19 protein-coding genes are annotated in these 20,435 nt (G+C 62.1%); 10 read left to right on the forward strand and 9 right to left on the reverse strand.

Annotation, left to right across the window (positions count from 1 at the left end; genetic code table 11):
* Positions 1-575: 575 nt before the first annotated feature.
* The 6 genes from LOY34_RS25295 to LOY34_RS25320 all read right to left on the reverse strand — a co-directional run bounded on the left by LOY34_RS25295 (position 576) and on the right by LOY34_RS25320 (position 8,297).
* The gene (locus LOY34_RS25295; protein ID WP_195885198.1) at positions 576-1,346 is read right to left on the reverse strand and encodes an electron transfer flavoprotein subunit beta; all 771 of its coding nucleotides are present in this window, start codon (positions 1,344-1,346) and stop codon (positions 576-578) included.
* A 15-nt stretch (positions 1,347-1,361) separates the two neighbouring features.
* Positions 1,362-2,585: an electron transfer flavoprotein subunit alpha/FixB family protein gene (locus LOY34_RS25300; protein ID WP_258664076.1), complete on the reverse strand. Its 1,224-nt coding sequence runs from the start codon at positions 2,583-2,585 to the stop codon at positions 1,362-1,364.
* Positions 2,585-4,534, reverse strand: coding sequence for a dimethylglycine demethylation protein DgcB (dgcB, locus tag LOY34_RS25305; RefSeq protein WP_195885200.1), 1,950 nt, complete (start codon positions 4,532-4,534; stop codon positions 2,585-2,587). Before dgcB ends, LOY34_RS25300 begins: the two co-directional genes overlap by 1 nt.
* Before the next feature lie 103 nt (positions 4,535-4,637).
* Entirely contained in the window at positions 4,638-6,698 is a 2,061-nt protein-coding gene (gene dgcA, locus LOY34_RS25310; protein WP_195885201.1) for a dimethylglycine demethylation protein DgcA, read from the reverse strand.
* A 15-nt stretch (positions 6,699-6,713) separates the two neighbouring features.
* On the reverse strand, positions 6,714-7,244 hold the full coding sequence (locus tag LOY34_RS25315; RefSeq protein ID WP_195885202.1) for a 4-vinyl reductase: 531 nt from the start codon (positions 7,242-7,244) through the stop codon (positions 6,714-6,716).
* 75 nt (positions 7,245-7,319) lie between these two features.
* Entirely contained in the window at positions 7,320-8,297 is a 978-nt protein-coding gene (locus tag LOY34_RS25320) for a dipeptidase (protein ID WP_123565301.1), read from the reverse strand.
* A 246-nt stretch (positions 8,298-8,543) separates the two neighbouring features.
* On the opposite strand from LOY34_RS25320, the gene LOY34_RS25325 reads away from it, so the two are divergent.
* The 4 genes from LOY34_RS25325 (at position 8,544) to LOY34_RS25340 (ending at position 11,006) form a co-directional block, all read left to right on the forward strand.
* Positions 8,544-9,305, forward strand: a complete 762-nt coding sequence (locus LOY34_RS25325) for a hypothetical protein (protein WP_195885203.1) — start codon at positions 8,544-8,546, stop codon at positions 9,303-9,305.
* Between the two features lie 58 nt (positions 9,306-9,363).
* Complete coding sequence (locus tag LOY34_RS25330) at positions 9,364-10,059, forward strand: hypothetical protein (RefSeq protein ID WP_195885204.1); 696 nt, start codon at positions 9,364-9,366, stop codon at positions 10,057-10,059.
* Positions 10,060-10,171: 112 nt separating this feature from the next.
* Complete coding sequence (locus tag LOY34_RS25335; RefSeq protein ID WP_195885205.1) at positions 10,172-10,579, forward strand: lysozyme inhibitor LprI family protein; 408 nt, start codon at positions 10,172-10,174, stop codon at positions 10,577-10,579.
* Positions 10,580-10,586: 7 nt separating this feature from the next.
* On the forward strand, positions 10,587-11,006 hold the full coding sequence (locus LOY34_RS25340; RefSeq protein WP_195885206.1) for a DUF3010 family protein: 420 nt from the start codon (positions 10,587-10,589) through the stop codon (positions 11,004-11,006).
* Here the strand turns inward: LOY34_RS25340 and LOY34_RS25345 are convergent.
* Positions 10,993-11,952 carry a GlxA family transcriptional regulator gene (locus LOY34_RS25345; protein ID WP_195885207.1) on the reverse strand — a complete coding sequence of 320 codons (960 nt, stop codon included), beginning with the start codon at positions 11,950-11,952 and terminating at the stop codon, positions 10,993-10,995. The two genes, LOY34_RS25340 and LOY34_RS25345, sit on opposite strands and share 14 nt — an antisense overlap.
* A 168-nt stretch (positions 11,953-12,120) precedes the next feature.
* Between LOY34_RS25345 and LOY34_RS25350 the strand changes: the two genes are divergently transcribed.
* From LOY34_RS25350 to LOY34_RS25370, 5 genes are all read left to right on the forward strand, one after another.
* On the forward strand, positions 12,121-13,065 hold the full coding sequence (locus LOY34_RS25350; RefSeq protein ID WP_093378675.1) for a choline ABC transporter substrate-binding protein: 945 nt from the start codon (positions 12,121-12,123) through the stop codon (positions 13,063-13,065).
* A gap of 61 nt (positions 13,066-13,126) precedes the next feature.
* Complete coding sequence (locus LOY34_RS25355; RefSeq protein ID WP_195885208.1) at positions 13,127-14,011, forward strand: 3-keto-5-aminohexanoate cleavage protein; 885 nt, start codon at positions 13,127-13,129, stop codon at positions 14,009-14,011.
* 15 nt (positions 14,012-14,026) lie between these two features.
* Positions 14,027-14,992 carry an L-carnitine dehydrogenase gene (locus LOY34_RS25360; RefSeq protein ID WP_195885209.1) on the forward strand — a complete coding sequence of 322 codons (966 nt, stop codon included), beginning with the start codon at positions 14,027-14,029 and terminating at the stop codon, positions 14,990-14,992.
* Positions 14,993-15,005: 13 nt separating this feature from the next.
* A complete protein-coding gene (locus LOY34_RS25365; RefSeq protein WP_258664077.1) occupies positions 15,006-15,509 on the forward strand; it encodes a thioesterase family protein in 504 nt (167 codons plus the stop codon).
* Between the two features lie 224 nt (positions 15,510-15,733).
* Positions 15,734-15,988, forward strand: a complete 255-nt coding sequence (locus LOY34_RS25370) for a hypothetical protein (protein WP_093378659.1) — start codon at positions 15,734-15,736, stop codon at positions 15,986-15,988.
* An 85-nt stretch (positions 15,989-16,073) separates the two neighbouring features.
* Here LOY34_RS25370 and LOY34_RS25375 read toward each other — a convergent pair whose 3' ends face one another.
* Both LOY34_RS25375 and LOY34_RS25380 read right to left on the reverse strand, forming a co-directional pair.
* Positions 16,074-17,177 (reverse strand): GlxA family transcriptional regulator, encoded by a 1,104-nt coding sequence (locus tag LOY34_RS25375; protein ID WP_093378649.1) that lies wholly within the window; start codon positions 17,175-17,177, stop codon positions 16,074-16,076.
* Between the two features lie 409 nt (positions 17,178-17,586).
* Positions 17,587-18,963, reverse strand: coding sequence for an L-serine ammonia-lyase (locus tag LOY34_RS25380; protein WP_195885211.1), 1,377 nt, complete (start codon positions 18,961-18,963; stop codon positions 17,587-17,589).
* A gap of 462 nt (positions 18,964-19,425) precedes the next feature.
* Between LOY34_RS25380 and LOY34_RS25385 the strand changes: the two genes are divergently transcribed.
* A complete protein-coding gene (locus LOY34_RS25385) occupies positions 19,426-20,373 on the forward strand; it encodes a choline ABC transporter substrate-binding protein (RefSeq protein WP_093378641.1) in 948 nt (315 codons plus the stop codon).
* Positions 20,374-20,435: the final 62 nt, after the last annotated feature.

Here is a 20,435-nt window from a genome sequence, read left to right on the forward strand (position 1 = left end):
CTGTGGGAGCTGATCAAATTTTGACCATACCCCGCAACACCCCGGCCTTACTGGGGCCCTCGATAGAACAAACACTTTATCCACAGGACAGCCCACAGCTAATGTGGGCAAGTCGTTGTTTTTCCCACTAAATTTTATTGATCAATATTTGATCAAATCTCTGCACGCCTTTAAATAAAAGGCTCACAGCGGAAGGCGAACACCTTATCCACAGAGACGCCAACAGACTTTGTGTGCAAAAGTCGCAGCGGTGAAAAAGCGTTGTGGATAACGCCCTGAACAACTGAAAAAACGGGCGTGGGCAGGCATAAACACGGCAATTGGCTAGTTTTTGATCAACCGTTCGCAGCCCTTGCCACACGGGCCTCTCAGCCATGGGCGAACATATTATCCACAGACCCGCCAACAGCGATTGTGGGCAAACTCAGCCGAGCCAGAGGGAGAAAACCTCGAAAAATCCACAACTTAGCTTGATCATTTTTTGACCATAACGCCGAAGGGCACGCAATGCGTGCCCTGCAGCCATACACGAACACTTTATCCACAGATCGGCCAACAGACTTTGTGAGCAACTGTCAGCGTAATACGCCCTCTTCCACCAGCAGCTTGAGGATGGCTTGCGCGCCGTCTGCGGGGCAGAGGTCCTTGAGTACTTGCCCACCACCGCCACTGGCCTTGGCGGTAGCAGCTTTCATGCGGTCGGCGCCGCTCTTGGCCTTGATCACTTTCAGGCGCTTGGGCCGTGGCTTGGCCGGCTGCAGCTCGGCGCTTGTGAATAACTCGTCTTCGACGACATCCACCTGGCGCGCTGCCAACACCCCGCGCCGGGCCGGGCCAAAGGCGCTCTGGCGCGGCGTGGGCGCGGCGTTATCCACAGTCGCCAGCAGCGGCAGGCGTACCTTCAGACGCCGCCGCTGACCGCGTGGCAAAGCCTGCAGCACTTGGGCGACGCCATTGTGGATAGATTCAACTTCGGCCAGGCCCACCACCAGCGGCCAGCCCAGACGCTCGGCCAGCAGGAACGGCAGCATCCCCGAACCTTCGCCGGTTTCCGCCTGGCTGCCGGTCAGCACCAATTGAGCACCAGCGTCGCGCAGGTAATCGCCGAGTACGCCCAGGGCATCGGCGCCATGTGGCTGTTCGAGCACGTCGATGTGCTCCAGGCCCATACCCAGGTAAGCGCGCAAGGCCGGCTCCTGCGGGTCGCCGGCGTGCAGCACCTGCAAGTTATCCCCAGCCAGCTGCAGGCCCAGCTCTACCGCCCGGGCATCCTGCTCGGCACGCCGAGTACGGCCAGAGCTTGGGTGGGCACCGATTGAAACCAGACTGATGACCTTGGTGTGCATAGTTATCCCCTGCCCTCAGGCCGCATCGCGCTTGACGTCGTTGCGGTAGTTTTCCACAGCCTCGATCAGCGCCTGGAGAATCGCCGCGCTGTCGCCGATCACCGACAGGTCGGCACGCTTGATCATGTCGCAGCCGGGGTCCATGTTGATCGCCACCACCTTGTCGCAGGCGCCGATGCCCTGCAGGTGCTGGATCGCCCCGGAGATACCCACAGCCAGGTAAACCCGCGCGGTCACCCAGGTACCGGTGGCACCGACCTGGCGGTTGCGTGGCATAAAGCCGTCGTCCACAGCCACCCGCGAGGCCCCTTCGGTCGCGCCGAGGGCCACGGTGGCGCGGTGGAACAACTCCCAGTCCTTGACGCCATTGCCACCTGAGACAATGAACTCGGCCTCGGCCATGGCGATGGCTGCCGGGTCAACGGCGACCGGGCCCAGGTCCTCGATGCGCGACAGGCTGCGCGCCGTGCTTGTGGATAACTGCACCGGCAAGGCTTCATGACGGGTTTCACTGACCGGTTCCGCACATTCGGCGGCTGCCAGGATCAAGCGCGGTAAGCCGCGGACCAGGTCTTGCTGGCCAGCGCCGGCGCGGCCGCTGCACTGCCCGTCCTTGACCTGCCAGACCCGAGTCGCCGGGCGTTCGCCAATGGCCGCAGCAAAGCGCCGGCCCAGCTCGCCGCCACCCGTACGGCTGTCTGGCAGCAGCCAATGGCGTGGGCTGTACTGGTTATCCACAGCGCGCAGGCCCTGCACCAACTGCTCCGGTGCGTAACCTGCGAACTCGTCACCTTCGATGACCAGCAGGCGATCAACGCCGGCTGTGGAAAAGTTGCTTTCCTTGTGTTCGCCAAACACCACTGCCAGCACCGCGCCGTCGCTACCGGCCAGGCTGTGGGCCAGGCCCAGCAGGTCGCGGTCGTGGCTGCCCAGGCGACCGCCGACCATGTCTGGAACCACGGCGATGTAGAACGCCGGCTGTGCCACCTGGTGCAGCGGCAATTGCACCACGGCCGCAGCCGTGCGCTTGCTGCTGCCACCCTGCTGGGCGCCGCTGCGGTCGATGCGCTTGAGGCCATTGGGACCGATGAAGCCGACCCCGTGCGGGTTCTTGCGAATGATGCCGTTAGGCCCCATCCAGCTGTGTTGCTGGCCCTGCTGCATGGCCGCGTGCAGCGGGTGCAGGCGGTTGCGGGCGATCCACTCGGCGCGCGGATCACGGCGAATAATGTCGCTCATCAGTGCACCTCCGCAGGTTCACGCTGTGCCGGAGCGGGTTTGCTCGCCGCCGCCGGTTCTTCGAGAATGGCGTCGGCAACCAGTTCCGCCAGGTCCTTGATCAGCGGACGGGGCTCGACTACGCCCTCAAGCATCGCCGTGCACTGTGGACAACCCACGGCCACCAGCTCGGCGGCGGTTTCGCGGATGTCATCCATACGCATGTCGGGGATCCGTTGTTTGCCCGGAATATCGGTAATCGGCGCTCCGCCGCCACCGCCGCAGCAGCGCGAACGCAAGCCCGACCGCTGCATCTCCCTGACCTCGATGCCCAGAGCGCGCAATACCTCGCGCGGCGCCTCGTACTCACCGTTGTAGCGGCCCAGGTAGCACGGGTCGTGGTAGGTCACGCTGCCGCCCTTGTGCTGGCCCAGGTTGAGCGCGCCTGCGCCAATCAGCTCGGCGATGTAAGTGCTGTGGTGCTGCACCAGGTAGTTGCCGCCGAAGGCCCCGTATTCGTTCTTGAGCACGTGGAAGCTGTGTGGATCGCAGGTGACGATGCGCTTGAAGCTGTACTTGGCCAGGGTCTGGATATTGCGCCGGGCCAGTTGCTGGAAGGTCGCTTCATCGCCCAGGCGCCGGGCCACGTCACCGCTGTCACGCTCTTCCAGGCCGAGCACGGCGAAGTCCACTTGCGCGGCTTTGAGCACTTTGACGAAAGCGCGCAGGGTGCGCTGGTTGCGCATGTCGAAGGCACCATCGCCGACCCAGAACAGCACCTCGGCGGTCTTGATGTCGCCGAGCAGGTTGAGGTTGAGGTCCGCCGCCCAGTTCATCCGCCCGCCCGGGGCGAAGCCGCCGGGGTTGTCGGTGGCGATCAGGTTGTCCAGCACCTCGGCGCCCTTGTTCGGTGTCGCGCCTTTTTCCAGGGTCAGGTGGCGGCGCATGTCGACGATGGCATCGACGTGCTCGATCATCATCGGGCATTCCTCGACGCAGGCGCGGCAGGTGGTGCACGACCACAGGGTCTGGGCATCGACCAGGCCGTTGACGATCGGCTGGTGCGGGTTGCCGCCATGCTCGCCAATGGCTTTGCCAGGATAGGGGCTGCCGGCAAACTTGGCATCGGTACCACCGGCCAGGCCAACGACCATGTCCTGGATGAGTTTTTTCGGGTTCAGCGGCTGGCCGGCGGCAAACGCCGGGCACACGGCCTCGCACTTGCCGCACTGCACGCAGGCGTCAAAACCGAGCAATTGGTTCCAGGTGAAATCCTTGGGCTTTTCTACCCCCAGCAACGCTTGCGGGTCTTCCAGGTCGATGGGCTTGAGCCCGGTCGAACGGCCACCGCCAAAGCGCTCGGCACGCCGGTGCCAGGCCAGGTGCAGGGCACCGGCGAAGGCATGCTTCATCGGCCCGCCCCAGGTCATGCCGAAGAACAGCTCGGACACGCCCCACAGCACGCCAAGCCCCAGCAGCGCCACCAGCAGCCAGCCGCCGAAGCCTTCGGGGAGGATCCCGGCGACCGGCAAGGTGGCGATGAAGAAGCTTGCGGCGAACACCAGCAGGCTTTTCGGCAAGCGCATCCATGGGCCTTTTGACAGCCGCGACGGCGGATTGAGCCGGCGTTTGTAAACGAACAGCGCACCGGCAAACATCAGCACAGTAGCGAACAGCAAGGCGTAGCCGAGAATCTTGTTATGCAGACCGAAGCCATGCACCAGGATCGCCAGCACCGCCGCCAGGACAAAGCCGCCAGCGGTGGCCACGTGGGTGTTGGCCATGTACTTGTCGCGGGCGACCACGTGGTGCAGGTCAACCATATAGCGCCGGGGCATGGCCAGCAGGCCGCCGAGCAGATCGACCTTCGAAGGCCGACCCTGGCGCCACATCCGCACGCGCCGCAGCGCGCCCAGGACAGCAAGGCCCAGGGCGGCGAACAGGAGGATGGGGATTAGGGTGTTCAACATTTAGAGGCACCTTTCAGGTGCAAGCCTCAAGCCTCAAGCCGCAAGCCAGGGCAACACCGCGCTGCTCTTGCTTACCGCTTGAAGCTTGCCGCTTGCAGCTGCCTTAGAAATCCTTACAAAGCCGGAGTGCATCGTAGATAGCGGCATGGGTATTGCGCTGCGCCACGCAGTCGCCGATGCGATACAGCAAGTAGCCTTCGCCCGGCTGGCTGAGAATCGGCTGCGGCTTGATCGCGAACAACGCTTCGATGTCGATCTGGCCCTTGTTGCGCGAGCCTTCCTTGAGGCCGTAGTACAGCGCCTCGTCCGGCCGTACGCCGTTCTCGATCACCACCTGGTCGACCACCCGCTCCTCTTTGGCGCCGGTGTATTCGTTCTCCAGCACCGCCACCAGTTTGTCACCCTCGCGGTAGACCTTTTCCAGCATCAGGTCGCCAGTCATGATCACTTCTTTGGGGTACATGCTGCGGTAGTAGGTCGGGAACGACGTGCCACCAATGGCCACGCCCGGCTTGATGTCGTCGGTGACAATCTCGACCTGGCTGCCTTTGTCGGCAATGTAGTCGGCCACCGACATGCCGGTGAATTCGCAGATGGTGTCGTACACCAGCACGTTCTTGCCCGGCGCCACCTTGCCGTCGAGCACGTCCCAGCTGCTGACCACCAGCCCTTCGGCGGCGCCCCAGTGTTCGTTCTGCTCGATGAATGGATGGCCGCCCACCGCCAGCACGATGATCTCCGGGCGCAGGTCTTGAATGGTGTCGATATCGGCGGCAGTACCCAGGCGCAAGTCGACCTTCAGGCGCGCCAGCTCCAGCTGGTACCAGCGGGTGATACCGGCGATCTGGTCGCGCTGCGGCGCCTTGGCGGCAATGCTGATCTGCCCGCCGATGGCGTCCTTCTTCTCGAACAGGGTGACGTCATGGCCACGCTCTGCTGCCACGCGCGCGGCTTCCATGCCCGCAGGCCCGGCGCCAACCACCACCACCTTGCGCTTGGGTCCGGTGCTTTTCTCGATGATGTGCGGCACGCCCATGTATTCACGGGAGGTCGCGGCGTTCTGGATGCACAGCACGTCCAGGCCCTGGTACTGGCGGTCGATGCAGTAGTTGGCACCCACGCACTGCTTGATCTGGTCGATCTGGCCCATCTTGATCTTGGCGATCAGGTGCGGGTCGGCGATGTGCGCACGGGTCATGCCGACCATGTCGACATAACCGCCTTCGAGGATGCGCGTAGCCTGGTTCGGGTCCTTGATGTTCTGCGCGTGAAGCACCGGCACCTTGACCACTTCCTTGATGCCGGCTGCCAGGTGCAGGAACGGCTCGGGCGGGAAGCTCATGTTGGGAATGACGTTGGCCAGGGTGTTGTGGGTGTCGCAGCCCGAACCGATCACGCCGAAAAAATCCAGCATGCCGGTGGCGTCGTAGTACTTGGCGATTTCCTTCATGTCCTCATGACTGAGGCCATCGGGGTGGAACTCGTCACCGCAGATGCGCATGCCCACGCAAAAGTCCGGGCCCACTTCGGCACGCACGGCCTTGAGCACTTCCAGGCCGAACTTCATCCGCCCTTCAAAGGTGCCGCCCCATTCGTCGGTGCGCTTGTTGACCCGCGGGCTCCAGAACTGGTCGATCATGTGCTGGTGCACCGCCGACAGCTCGACGCCGTCCAGGCCACCTTCCTTGGCCCGGCGCGCGGCCTGCGCGTAGTTGCCGATCACCCGCCAGATTTCTTCTGGCTCGATGGTCTTGCAGGTGGCCCGGTGCACCGGCTCGCGCACCCCCGATGGCGACATCAGGGTCGGCCAGTTGAAGCCGTCCCAGCGCGAGCGACGGCCCATGTGGGTAATCTGGATCATGATCTTGGCGCCATGCTTGTGCATGGCGTCGGCCAGGTTCTGGAAGTGCGGAATGATGCGGTCGGTCGAGAGGTTCACCGACGCCCACCATTCCTGCGGGCTGTCGATGGCCACCACCGAGGAGCCGCCGCAAATCGCCAGGCCGATGCCGCCCTTGGCTTTCTCTTCGTAGTACTTCACGTAGCGCTCGGTGGTCATGCCGCCATCGGTGGCGTAGACCTCGGCGTGCGCAGTGCTCAGTACCCGGTTGCGGATGGTCAGTTTGCCGATCTGGATCGGCTGGAACATTGCTTCGAAAGCCATGGCGGGATCCTCGACTTACAACGGCTTGACGATGAACAGGCCGTCGTCGTGGCCTTCTTGCGAACCGCCGTAGACCTGCTCGGCGACCGTGCGAATGTTGCTGCCGCGCGCGGCCAGGATCTGGTCCATGGCCCCGGCGAACCAGCCGGTGAACATGTAGTCGACCTTGCGCCCGACCTTGCCGTACACATACACGAACGCCGAATGCTCGAGCTTGACGCTGGCGGTGCCCTTGTCGAGGTCGATGTCCTGGATCTTGAACAGGCCCCAGCCGCGCTGGGACAGGCGCTTCATGTAGTGCTCGAACACCGCCACGCCTTGCAGGCCGTGGCATTCGGCCTCTTTCTCGCACCAGTGCCAGGCAGACTTGTAGCCGGCCTTGTAGAGGATCTCGGCATAGGCCTCGGCGCCCAGTACGTCCTCGATGCCCATATGGTTGTTGACGAAGAAATGCCGCGGCACGTACAGCATCGGCAGGGCGTCGCTGGTCCAGACACCGGTTTCGCTGTCGACTTCGATAGGCAATTGCGGGGCGATCTTGGCCATGGAAACTGAACTCCAGAAAATTTGGTTGGCTGCCCCTGCGCCGGTGGCAGGGGTCGGAAGACGGCTACTGGCGGCTTATTCGCCCCAAACGTCTTTGAGCACGTTGACCCAGTTCTCGCCCATGATCTTGCGCACCACGCGCTCGGAGTGGCCGCGTTTGAGCAGGGTCTCGGTGAGGTTGGGGAACTCGCCCACGGTGCGGATGCCCAGCGGGTTGATGATCTTGCCGAAGTTGGTCAGGCGCCGGGCGTAGCCCTTGTCGTGGGTCAGGTACTCGAAAAAATCCTGGCCGTGGCCTTGGGTGAAGTCGGTACCGATGCCGATGGAGTCTTCACCAACAATGTTCATGGTGTATTCGATGGCTTCGGCGTAGTCGTCGATGGTCGAATCGATACCCTTGGCCAAGAACGGCGCGAACATGGTAACGCCGACGAAACCGCCGTGATCGGCAATGAACTTGAGCTCTTCATCGGACTTGTTGCGCGGGTGCTCCTTGAGCCCGGAAGGCAGGCAGTGGGAGTAGCACACCGGCTTTTTCGATTCGAGGATGACTTCTTCGGAGGTCTTGGAACCGACATGGGAGAGGTCGCACATGACCCCGACGCGGTTCATCTCGGCGACAATCTCGCGGCCAAAGCCCGATAGCCCGCCGTCACGCTCATAGCAACCGGTACCGACCAGGTTCTGGGTGTTGTAGCACATCTGCACGATACCCACGCCCAACTGCTTGAACACCTCCACGTAGCCGATCTGGTCTTCGAAGGCATGGGCGTTCTGGAAGCCGAAGAGGATGCCGGTCTTGCCCAGTTCCTTGGCCTTGCGGATGTCGGCGGTGGTGCGCACCGGCATCACCAGGTCGCTGTTGTCACGAATCAGCTTCTGGCTGGCGGCGATGTTGTTGACCGTGGCCTGGAAGCCTTCCCAGACCGACACTGTGCAGTTGGCTGCGGTCAGGCCGCCCTTGCGCATGTCCTCGAACAGCTCGCGGTTCCATTTGGCAATGATCAGCCCGTCGATAACGATGCTGTCGGCGTGTAATTCGGCTGGGCTCATCAGGCTGTCCCCTTTATTGGCATTACCTGCGCCGAATCGTCTGCCGGCGCTTTGGGGCCAGCATATGCCTGCTCGACAGGTGAACCAGATGCAAAAACGACAGGGGGTTTACCGAAAGCGTCAAAGGCTTCACTAGCAGTCGCTTTCAAACGCTTCCCTTGGAGGAACTCACTCCTGCTCGATTGGCTGTCAGCTGCCTGCCATCGTTGACCCTCCCACAACGAACGGATAACCCAGGGAATTACCATGTACCAATCTGAAGCAAATCAATACTTTTCCGAAGTCATCCTGCGACCGCAGAGCCGCACGCGCTCCGCGATCAGCTCGTTCGCCTCGTTGCCTGGTGACATCATCGAACCCGGCAAGGAAAACGGTGCAGTCGTCGGTGAGGCGGTTGTAGGCATGACCGACCGCCTGTCCCCCCAAAATGCAACTGACGTCATGAACTGTGTTTCATTGGCCCAACAGATTGCGGATAAACGATTCCAGAAAGAGACCAATTTGCGCGGCTGGACCGACGAATACTACAAAGCACTGAAGATGATGGGCTGGAACACGATCAACTATGCCCGGCAACAGTATTCGCCTTCCGCCACCTCGTTTTCCATGGAAAAAGTCGCACTGGACATCATTCGCGCAGCCGCCGGCGGTGCCCAGGAGTTCGTCACAATCGCAGAAAAAGCACTGATCGCCACAAACGAAAATGGCGAAGCTCTTAGTCTTCTGGAAAACAACAGCGCTTCCGAAAGTTATGCAACTTTCCAGACGCTGCCCTGCACCGAAACGGGCGGCGGCAAGCCTTCGATGATCTTGATGAGCATCGATTTCAAGAAAGCCGTAAGGACCAGAAAAGTGCTGTTCTGGACGTTTAAAAAATCCCAGGTAGATATCTATCGCGCGGCGGCGAAGTTTGAGCTGAACGTGGCTCATTACGCCCAACAACGCAATCGGATTGAAGAAATCCTGGGTAAAGGCGCAGACGATTACTTCGCCGGCATTGAGCTCTGAAGAGGACCAGCGCCGGCCGCGTGGCGGCCGACGTATTGATTGTTGAGGATAGAACAGAATGCACAGTTCCTACGACATTTACATCAATGGGGCGCAACTCGTACTGATCGACACACGCCTTCCAACGGGCGAGAAGCAGGACATCCTGCAGTCCGGACTGTTGGCTCAGTTGATCTCAAACAAAGCCCCACACGCCACGGTGGGTGAATGGCGACACGAATACGGCATCGGACTTTCACATATGCAGTGGCTGCGCACTGCGACGTCCACTGAGGACCTCCCCTTGCCAAACAAGACGTTTACACTGCTCGAATTGCTGCGCAACACCTTGGCAGTGCCGCCATACAAGAATGAGGTGCTTGCCGCCTTCAACCGGCTCACCAAGTCGCTGAACGAAAGCGCCAGGTTGGCACTGCAGGCTGCCGTCGGCAAAACCACCGATGCTGCACAGCGAAAAGGCGTGTGGATTGAGCTCGTCGTGGTGCGAAGTGCCACCAACCTGTTTGCCCGCAATCTGACACTTGAGAACATCGAATGTCCGTCAGGTGAGGACTGGTTGAACCACAAGCTGAACAGCCCTGGAATGGCTGAAAACTATCTTGTCCAGACCAACGGATTCCAGCTCAAAACCGATTACGCCAAAGTCAGAACAAAGGTGCAGAACACGCTGGGACATTGGCCGGAAAAAATGACAGTTCCAGTGCTTGCTGCACCGGAGGAACCTGACAACCTGCTGTTGCCGGACAGAGACTGACGCAAGCGGGCGTGGCACCCGTGAGGCTTCATGACAAATGTCGAGTAACGCTGTTCAAGGTTATGGCGCTGAGCGAGAATCGGCACCCATGTTCCCTGGAGAGGATGACTGCATGAGAACGATGGTATGGCTGGTCCTGGCGGCCCTAGCCGTTGGTGCCCACGCCAGTGAGGAAGACAGTACGCCGTGCGACAACGTCGAGACCGACCAGCAGAACTACGACTGCGCGCTGTTCAGCCGCACCACCGCCGAACGTGAGCTCAACGCCGCGTTTAGCGACCTGCTGGATCGCATCAAGGAACAGTATGCCGGGCAGGACGCGAAGATCAGTGAGGTCAGCAAGCGTTTGCACGCCGCCGAAACCTTGTGGAAACAACTGCGCGATACCGATTGCAAGGTGGAAACCTTCGACGAAAAACCGGGCAAGACCTTCGACGCGGCCCTGAATACCTGCCTGGCCCAACGTAGCGACGATCGCTCTGAATACCTGCAGTCCCTGGGTCTGCCAAACTCCGATTGAGACCAGCATGAAAATCTGCGGAATTGAAATCAAAGGCAGCGAAGCGCTGCTTGCCGTTGCCACCCTGGACGGCGCCAGCCCTGTGCACCTTGCCGTGGCGACGAAAAAAATCGCCCTGGAAGACGACGAACTGGCAGATAGCGTCAAAGCCTTTGCCCGCCAGGCCCGGGCCTTTATCGCCGAGCAGGGCATCAGCCACCTGGCGATCAAAAAGCGCAGCAAGAAAGGCGATTTCGCCGGCGGCCCGACCACCTTCAAGATCGAGGGCGTGCTGCAGTTGCTGGACAATTGCGAGGTGGAGCTGGTGTCACCGCAGACCGTCAGCGCCCAAGCGAAGAAACACGACCTTGAACTGCCGGCGTCGCTGAACAAGTACCAGCACGAAGCCTACAAGAGCGCCTGCGCGCTGTTGCTCAAGCGCCGCTGAGGCTGACCGCCGCGGCCTTGCGGTCTTCGCGCGGGCAACGCTGGAAGCGCCCGCGGTAACAACGGGTGAAATACGACGCCGACTCGAACCCGCAAGCGATGCCCACCTCCAGCACGCTGAGGTCGGTCTGGCGCAGCAACTGCCGGGCCTTGTCCAGGCGCAGGCGCAGGTAGAAGCCGCTGGGGGTGTCGTGCAGGTAGAGCTTGAACAGGCGCTCCAGCTGGCGCCGGGTAACCTGCACCGACTCGGCGAGCACCAAGGTGTTGAGCGGTTGCTCGGTGTTGCGCTCCATCTCACCGATCACCTGCACCAGCTTCTTGTTGCTGATCCCGTAGCGTGAGGCGATCTGCATGCGCTGGTGATCCTGGCGCGGGCGAATCCGGCCGAGCACGAACTGCTCCGACACCTGGATCGCCAGCTCCGGGCCATGAGCCTGGGCGATCAGGTCGAGCATCAGGTCGATCGAAGCGGTGCCTCCCGCAGAGGTAATGCGCCGGCGATCGACTTCGAACAGCTCCTGGGTCGCCTGCAACTGCGGGTAACTTTCCTTGAAGGCCTCCAGCGCTTCCCAGTGCAGGGTCACCCGGTAACCCTCAAGCAAACCGGCCTCGGCCAGCACCACGCTGCCGGTATCGATGCCGCCCAATACCACGCCTTCGTGATCAAGCTTGCGCAACCAGTGCTGCAGGGCCGGGCCGAAGCTGCGCAGCGGCTCGAAACCGGCCACCACCAGCAGGGTAGCGCCCTTACCCAACGGCTGCAGCGCGGCGTCGGCATTCACCGACATGCCGTTGCTGGCCTGCACCGCGCCGCCATCTATGCTCAGCACCTGCCAGCGGTACAGCTCGCCGCGAAAGCGGTTGGCCACCCGCAGCGGCTCTACCGCAGAAATGAAGCCGATCGCGGAGAAACCCGGCAACAGCAAGAAATGGAAATCCTGGGGCATAGCGACGACTCGACGGCCACGGATCCAGGGTTAATAGCGCGCTGGTCGCCACTGTGCAAGTGCCGGTCGCCACAGTGCGATTTTTACCCACGGCAGCCGCGTAGTTTGATCACACGGCACGCAGAGGCCGCCCCTATAACAATTAGAACTGCCGTTGGAGGAGCCACCATGAACAGAATGATCAGCCGTAGCCTGCTGATGCTCGTCGGTACCGCAATCCTCAGCACCAACGTGATGGCCGCAGAACCGGCCGCCTGCAAGAACGTGCGCCTTGGCGTGGTGAACTGGACCGACGTGATGGCCACCAGCGCCATGACCCAGGTGCTGCTCGATGGCCTGGGCTACAAGACCAAGCAGACCAGCGCCTCGCAACAGATCATTTTCGCCGGCATTCGCGACCAGCGCCTGGACATGTTCCTTGGCTACTGGAACCCGATCATGACCCAGACCATCACCCCGTTCATCGACGCCAAGCAGGTCAAGGTCCTCGACCAGCCGAGCCTGGATGACGCCCGCGCCACCCTCGCGGTGCCAAGCTACCTGGCCGACAAGGGCCTGAAAACCTTCGCCGACATTGCCAGGTTCGAGAAGGAGCTGGGCGGCAAGATCTACGGCATCGAGCCAGGCTCCGGCGCCAACACCCAGATCAAGGCGATGATCAGCAAGAACCAGTTCGGCCTCGGCAAGTTCCAGCTGGTCGAGTCCAGCGAGGCCGGCATGCTCGCCGCCGTCGACCGCGCGGTACGGCGCAAGGAGGCGGTGGTGTTCTTCGGCTGGGCACCGCACCCGATGAACGTCAACATCGACATGGCCTACCTCAGCGGCAGCGAAGACGCCCTGGGCCCGGACGAAGGCCGCGCCACGGTGTGGACCGTTACCGCCCCCGACTACGCCCAGCGCTGCCCGAACGCCCATCGCCTGCTGAGCAACCTGAAATTCACCGCCGAAGACGAGAGCCGCATGATGCAGCCGCTGCTCGAGCACAAGGATGCGCTGGAGTCCGCCCGCCAGTGGCTCAAGGATCACCCGCAAGACCAGAAGCGCTGGCTTGAAGGGGTGACCACGTTTGACGGCAAACCGGCCGCCGAAAACCTGCAACTGACCGCTAACTGACAGACCCTGTGGGAGCGGGCTTGACCCGCGATGGCCCCAACTCGCCCGAAGGAAACCGCACATGAACCACGACGTCATCATCACCTGCGCCCTGACCGGCGCCGGCGACACCGCCAGCAAAAGCCACCTGGTCCCGGTCACCCCGAAACAGATCGCCGCAGCCGCCGTAGAAGCCGCCAAAGCCGGTGCCACGGTGGTCCACTGCCACGTTCGCGATCCGCAAACCGGCCGTTTCAGCCGCGACGTCAACTTGTACCGCGAGGTGATGGAGCGCATCCGCGAATCCGACGTCGACATCATCGTCAACCTCACCGCCGGCATGGGTGGCGACCTGGAGATCGGCCCGGGCGAAACTCCGCTGGAGTTCGGCGCCGGCACCGACCTGATCGGCCCGCTGGAGCGCCTGGCCCACGTCGAGGCGCTGCTGCCGGAAATCTGCACCCTGGACTGCGGCACCCTCAACTTTGGCGACGGCAACAGCATCTACGTCTCGACCCCGGCGCAACTGCGCGCTGGGGCCAGGCGCATCACTGAACTGGGCGTCAAAGCAGAGCTTGAGATTTTCGACACCGGCCACCTGTGGTTCGCCAAGCAGATGATCAAGGAAGGCCTGCTCGACGACCCGTTGTTCCAGCTGTGCCTGGGCATCCCCTGGGGCGCGCCGGCCGACACCGCCACCATGAAAGCCATGGTCGACAACCTGCCGCCAGGCGTGACCTGGGCCGGCTTCGGCATTGGCCGCATGCAGATGCCGATGGCCGCGCAAGCAGTGCTGCTGGGCGGCAACGTGCGGGTCGGCCTGGAAGACAACCTGTACCTGGACAAGGGCGTGCTGGCCAGCAACGGCCAACTGGTGGAACGCGCCAGCGAGATTCTCAGCCGCCTTGGCGCACGGGTACTGAGCCCTGCCGAAGGCCGCGCCAAAATGAACCTGACCCGTCGCTGACTGCTGGAGAAACCGATGAGCTTTATCACCGAGATCAAGACTTTTGCAGCCCTGGGCAGCGGCGTAATCGGCAGCGGCTGGGTGGCCCGCGCCCTGGCCCACGGCCTGGATGTAGTCGCCTGGGACCCGGCGCCGGGAGCAGAGGCGGCCTTGCGCAAGCGCATCGCCAATGCCTGGCCGGCCCTGGAGCAACAAGGCCTGACGCCCGGCGCCTCGCAGCAGCGCCTGCGCTTTGTGGCGACTATCGAGGAATGCGTGCGCGATGCCGATTTCATCCAGGAAAGCGCCCCCGAGCGCCTCGACCTCAAGCTCGACCTGCACAGCAAGATCAGCGCCGCAGCCAAGCCCAATGCGCTGATCGGCTCCAGTACTTCAGGGCTATTGCCCAGCGAGTTCTACGAGTCTTCGACCCACCCCGAGCGCTGCGTGGTCGGCCATCCGTTCAACCCGGTGTACCTGCTGCCGCTGGTAGAAATCGTCGGCAGCAACAAAACCGCGCCCGAGGCCATCGAAGCGGCAAAAACCGTCTACACCCGCCTCGGCATGCGCCCGCTGCATGTGCGCAAGGAAGTGCCCGGTTTTATCGCCGACCGCCTGCTCGAAGCGCTGTGGCGCGAGGCTCTGCACCTGGTCAACGATGGCGTGGCGACCACCGGTGAGATCGACGACGCAATTCGCTTTGGCGCCGGTTTGCGCTGGTCGTTCATGGGCACCTTCCTCACCTATACCCTGGCCGGAGGCGACGCCGGCATGCGCCACTTCATGGCCCAGTTCGGCCCGGCGTTGCAACTGCCCTGGACCTACCTGCCCGCGCCCGAACTGACCGACGGCCTGATCGACGCCGTGGTCGAAGGCACCGGCGAACAACTGGGCGAGCGCAGCATCAGCGCGCTGGAGCGCTATCGTGATGATTGCCTGCTGGCCGTGCTGGCTGCGGTAAAAACCACCAAGGCCAAGCACGGCATGGCCTTCAGCGACTGACCGGAGTGCAGCGATGCCCGCATTGATCACCTACCAGACCCAGGTCCAGGCAGACTGGGTCGACTACAACGGGCATCTGCGCGATGCCTTCTACCTGCTGATCTTCAGCTATGCCACCGATGCGTTTATGGACCGCATCGGCCAGGACAGCGACAACCGCAGCGCCAGCGGCCACTCGCTGTTCACCCTGGAGTGCCACCTGAACTACTTGCATGAGGTAAAGCTCGGCACCCAGGTGTGGGTGCAGAGCCAGGTTATCGGTTTTGACCACAAGCGCCTGCACCTGTACCACAGCCTGCATCGCGAGGGGTTTGATGAAGCGCTGGCGGCCAGTGAACAGATGCTGTTGCATGTCGACCTTGCCGGACCGAGGTCAACACCGTTTGCACCAGCGGTGCTTGAGCGCTTGCAGGGGGTCGTGAATGAGCAGGTTGATCTGCCGGCGGCCGAGTTTGTTGGCCGGGTGATCGGGTTGCCAATGATTCAAAAGCAAAAAAATAACCCCGACAAGCCGTGAAGCAACCGGGGCCAAGAGCGAGCATGAACATGCTTCAAGCGGATGGTGACCAAACCTTCCTTTTCTGTGCATGGCCCCAGTGTGCAGCCTCCCTCCCCCGCCGATTTACCCGAAAACGACCTGTGCTTAGGTAAAGCGGCCATTGCGACAATCTGCCCTTGCCGCAGTGCGCCCGGGCCCACAGAATCGACTGACGATCACACCTGCAAACAAGGACAACAACCATGATGCATGCGGATTTGATTGATCAGGACGACCTGCTGGGCCAGCTGCGCGCGCTGGGTTTCGAGACGCCGGCCGGGGCCAGTGCCGAACAGGCCTGCGAGTGTGCGGTACGCGGTTTGAGTGAGCCGCGGGCCAAAGCCTTGAAGGTCATGGTCGAGCAGATGTACACCAGTAGTGCGACTATTCTGCCGGACGTTCGTAAAGCCATCGACAAACAGCTGTTGCCGGCATTGGCACAATTCCAGAATCGCTAAAAGCATCGCGGGTCAAGCCCGCTCCCACAGAGATCACCTAACTCCTGTGGGAGCGGGCTCGACCCGCGATGAATTCAGCTCGGAATCAGAGCCTCACACTGGCAAAAGTCGACTCATTGCGCGCCTGGCTCAACGCCGACATCGGCCCGGCCAGCGGCGACAGCACCAGCGCCTGCGGAATCGGCATCATCGCCACCTGCTGGGCAGTATTAGAGCCCACGCGCTCGTCACGCGGCGGAATGCCAAAGTACTCGCGATAGCACTTGGAGAAATGCGGGGTCGAGACAAAGCCGCACACCGAAGCCACTTCGATGATCGACATCGGCGTCTGCTTGAGCAGTTGCCGGGCGCGGATCAGGCGCAGCTTCAGGTAGTAGCGTGACGGCGAGCAGTGCAGGTACTTCTGGAACAGGCGCTCAAGCTGGCGCCGCGACACCGACACATAAACGGCCAGTTCATCCAGGTCGATCGGCTCTTCGAGGTTGGCTTCCATCAACGCGACGATTTCCTGCAGTTTCGGCTGGTTGGTGCCGAGCATGTGCTTGAGCGGCACGCGCTGGTGGTCCTGTTCGTTGCGGATGCGCTCGTAGACAAACATCTCCGAGATCGCCGCCGACAGCTCGCGACCATGATCACGGCTGATCAGGTGCAGCATCATGTCCAGCGGCGCCGTGCCGCCGGAGCTGGTGAAGCGGTTGCGGTCGAGGGTGAATAAACGGGTGCTCATGCTCACCCGCGGGAAGGCTTCCTGCATCGCCGCCAGGCATTCCCAGTGCACGCTGCAGTCAAAACCATCGAGCAGGCCGGCACACGCCAGGGCCCAGCTGCCGGTGCACACCGCACCCAGGCGTCGCGACTGGCGCGCCTGGCTCTGCAGCCAGGTGACGTGCTCGCGGGTAACGGTGCGCTGGATACCAATACCGCCACAGACAATCACGGTGTCCATAGCCGGTGCCTTGTGCATTGCCGCATCGGGAGTGATCTGCAAGCCGTCGCTGGCCCACACCTGGCCGCCATCCACGCTCAGGGTGCTCCAGCGATACAGCTCGCGACCGGACAGCTGGTTGGCCATGCGCAGCGGCTCAACAGCGGAAGCCAGGGAAATCAGCGTGAAATTGTCCAGCAGCAGGAAGCCGATGGATTGGGGCGTGCGGTTCTGGGTTGGGGTCCCGGAGTTGTACGACGTCATCGCGGTATCTCCTCACACAATGCAGGTTGTGCCTCAGGCAGGCACGGGCTTTTTTTGTCACGGCCCCGATTCGGATGCAGGGGCTTTGCCAATCACAACGCAAATGCCATGCCTGAAATTGAATGGCCATTCAACAAAACCCAAAAACGACGTCGCGCGGCGTCTATATGGCCCTTGTTGCCGGGCGCGGTTATAAACGCAAACCAGCGGCCTAGCGCCGGTCTGTAGGACGCGTGAGCAATTCGGTAGCACTTGTGTGAAGGATGCCCAGAAACGACATCGGCAACTGTCACCCAAGGCGCCAGGCACGGGGGTAACAGCGGATTGTTCGAGGCGGGAAAGGCCTGCGCGCCAAAAGGCGGCGCGCAGGCCGAAGGTGGGCGAAAACGGCGCAGGGCGCGTCAGCGTTTCAACATTCGATGGCGCTGACCGCCAGGCCACCGCGCGAGGTTTCCTTGTACTTGTCGTGCATGTCGGCGCCGGTGTCACGCATGGTGCGGATCACCCGGTCGAGGGAGATGAAGTGCTCGCCGTCGCCGCGCAGGGCCATCTGCGCGGCATTGATGGCCTTGACTGCGGCAATCGCGTTGCGCTCGATACACGGCACCTGGACCAGCCCGCCAACCGGGTCGCAGGTCAGCCCCAGGTTGTGCTCAAGACCGATCTCGGCGGCGTTTTCCAGTTGCCCCGGGGTAGCCCCGAGCACCTCGGCAAGGCCGGCGGCGGCCATGGCGCAGGCCGAACCGACTTCACCCTGGCAACCGACTTCGGCACCGGAGATCGAAGCATTCTTCTTGCACAAAATGCCCACCGCGGCGGCGCCGAGGAAGAAGTCGACGACGTTGGCTTCGCTGACTTCGTCGCTAAAGCGCATGTAGTAGTGCAGCACCGCAGGGATGATCCCCGCCGCGCCATTGGTCGGTGCGGTGACCATGCGCCCGCCGGCGGCATTCTCTTCGTTGACCGCCAGGGCATAGAGGTTGACCCATTCCATGGCGCTCAGGGTCGAGCCGATGACATTGGGCTTGTTCAGTTCCTGCAGGCTGCGGTGCAGCTTGGCTGCGCGACGTTTGACATTGAGCCCGCCAGGCAGGATGCCTTCGTATTTGAGGCCGTTTTCGACACAGGCCTGCATGGCGTGCCACAACTTCAGCAGCCCGGCGCGAATTTCTGCTTCACTGCGCCAGACCTTTTCGTTTTCCATCATCAATTGCGACACGCGCAGGTCGTTTTGCTTGCACAGTTCGAGCAACTCCACGGCACTGTCGAAATCGTAGGGCAGCACTGTGTTGTCGGCGTCCAGCACGCCGCTGGCAGCCTGTGCCGCATCAACAACAAAGCCGCCGCCCACCGAGTAATAGGTGTCGCGGTGCAGCTCGCCTGCGGCGCCTTCAGCGATGAGGGTCATGGCATTGGGGTGGTAGGGCAGGTTCTCGTCGAGCAGCAGCATGTCGCGGGCCCAGACGAAGCCGACGTGCAGCCGGCCATCGAGCAGCAAGGTGTCTGTTTCGCGCAGTGCAGCGATGCGCGGACCGATTTGCGCGGGGTCGATGGCGTCCGGCCATTCGCCCATCAGGCCCATGATCACTGCGTTGTCGCTGCCGTGGCCGATACCGGTGGCCGACAGCGAGCCGTACAGGCGCACTTCGACGCGCCGCACCTGGTCAAGCTCGCCGCGCTCGCGCAGGCCCTGGACGAACAATGCTGCGGCGCGCATGGGCCCGACGGTATGGGAGCTGGATGGGCCAACGCCGATCTTGAACAGGTCGAACACACTGATGGCCATGCCACCTACCTCCTGAATGTACAGCCTGAATGTGCAGCCCCGCAGCCCAAGCCAAGGGCGTCGCAACTGCTACGCTGAATAGGCGGCAATCCGCCGATTCCGCGCATCATCAGGCTTTTGCCAGGACCTCTGACGTCTGCAACCGACGCGTTCTTGCCCAGCAACGCCGCCAGCTGTCAGCCGCGCTTGTGCGCCGTTTTTTTGCGGTGCACAAGTGCCGAAACTGCGTTTACAGGGCCGGATAAATCTGTAAACGACCTCATCGACACTGGATGCGACCCTGTCTGTACTGGATACGACGCACCCTGTAGGCGTTTGATTTTCGCTGTTAGATGATCGGTATCGACTCGATTGCACGGCAGCCGTCCCGCTATCGCCCGATAGTCAGGCCCGACCGAATGCAAACCATAAAGCACGGCGGTCCCGTGGGACATCCGAGAAAAAAACCCAGGAGTCCATCGAATGAAAGGTTCACCCTCGCTATTGCTGGCCGCAGTGCTGAGTCTGCCGGTGCTGGCCCAGGCCGCAGAGCCCGAGCAATGTCACACCGTCAACTTCTCCGATGTCGGCTGGACCGACATCACCGTGACCACCGCGGTCACCAGCGTCGTGCTCCAGTCGCTGGGCTACAAGACCAAGACCACGATGATTTCGGTACCGGTGACCTACAAGTCGCTGGCCGATGGCAAGAACATGGACGTGTTCCTCGGCAACTGGATGCCGACCATGGAAAACGACATCAAGCAGTACCGCGATGCCGGCACCGTGGAAACCGTTCGGGCCAACCTTGAGAACGCCAAGTACACCCTGGCGGTGCCCCAGGCGCTGTACGACAAGGGCCTGAAAAACTTCGCCGACATTGCCAAGTTCAAGAAGGAGCTGGACGGCAAGATCTACGGCATCGAGCCGGGCAACGACGGCAACCGCACCATCCAGAGCATGATCGACAAGAACGCCTTCGGCCTCAAGGACGCCGGTTTCAAGGTGGTCGAGTCCAGCGAGGCCGGCATGCTCTCGCAAGTCGAACGTGCCCAGCGCCGTGACACCGCCGTGGTGTTCCTGGGCTGGGAACCGCACCCGATGAACACCCGCTTCAAGATGAAATACCTGGACGGCGGCGATGACTTCTTCGGCCCCGACTACGGCAAGGCCACCGTCCTCACCAACACCCGCAAGGGCTATGTACAGGAATGCAGCAACGTCGGCCAGTTGCTGAAGAACCTGTCCTTTACCCTCGACATGGAAAGCAAGCTGATGGGCAACGTCCTGGACGACAAGATGAAACCCGACGCCGCAGCCAAGGCCTGGCTGAAAAACAACCCGCAGGTGCTCGACACCTGGCTGGCCGGGGTCACCACCGTTGACGGCAAGCCTGGCCTGGAGGCAGCCAAAGCCAAACTCACGCAGTAAGCACTGCCTGCGGCGGGCTGGCCCCGCCGCAGGCTGTCTTCAAACTTTTGCAGGTGGACGCT

This window comes from Pseudomonas sp. B21-009 (genome assembly GCF_024749345.1).
Lineage (GTDB): Bacteria > Pseudomonadota > Gammaproteobacteria > Pseudomonadales > Pseudomonadaceae > Aquipseudomonas.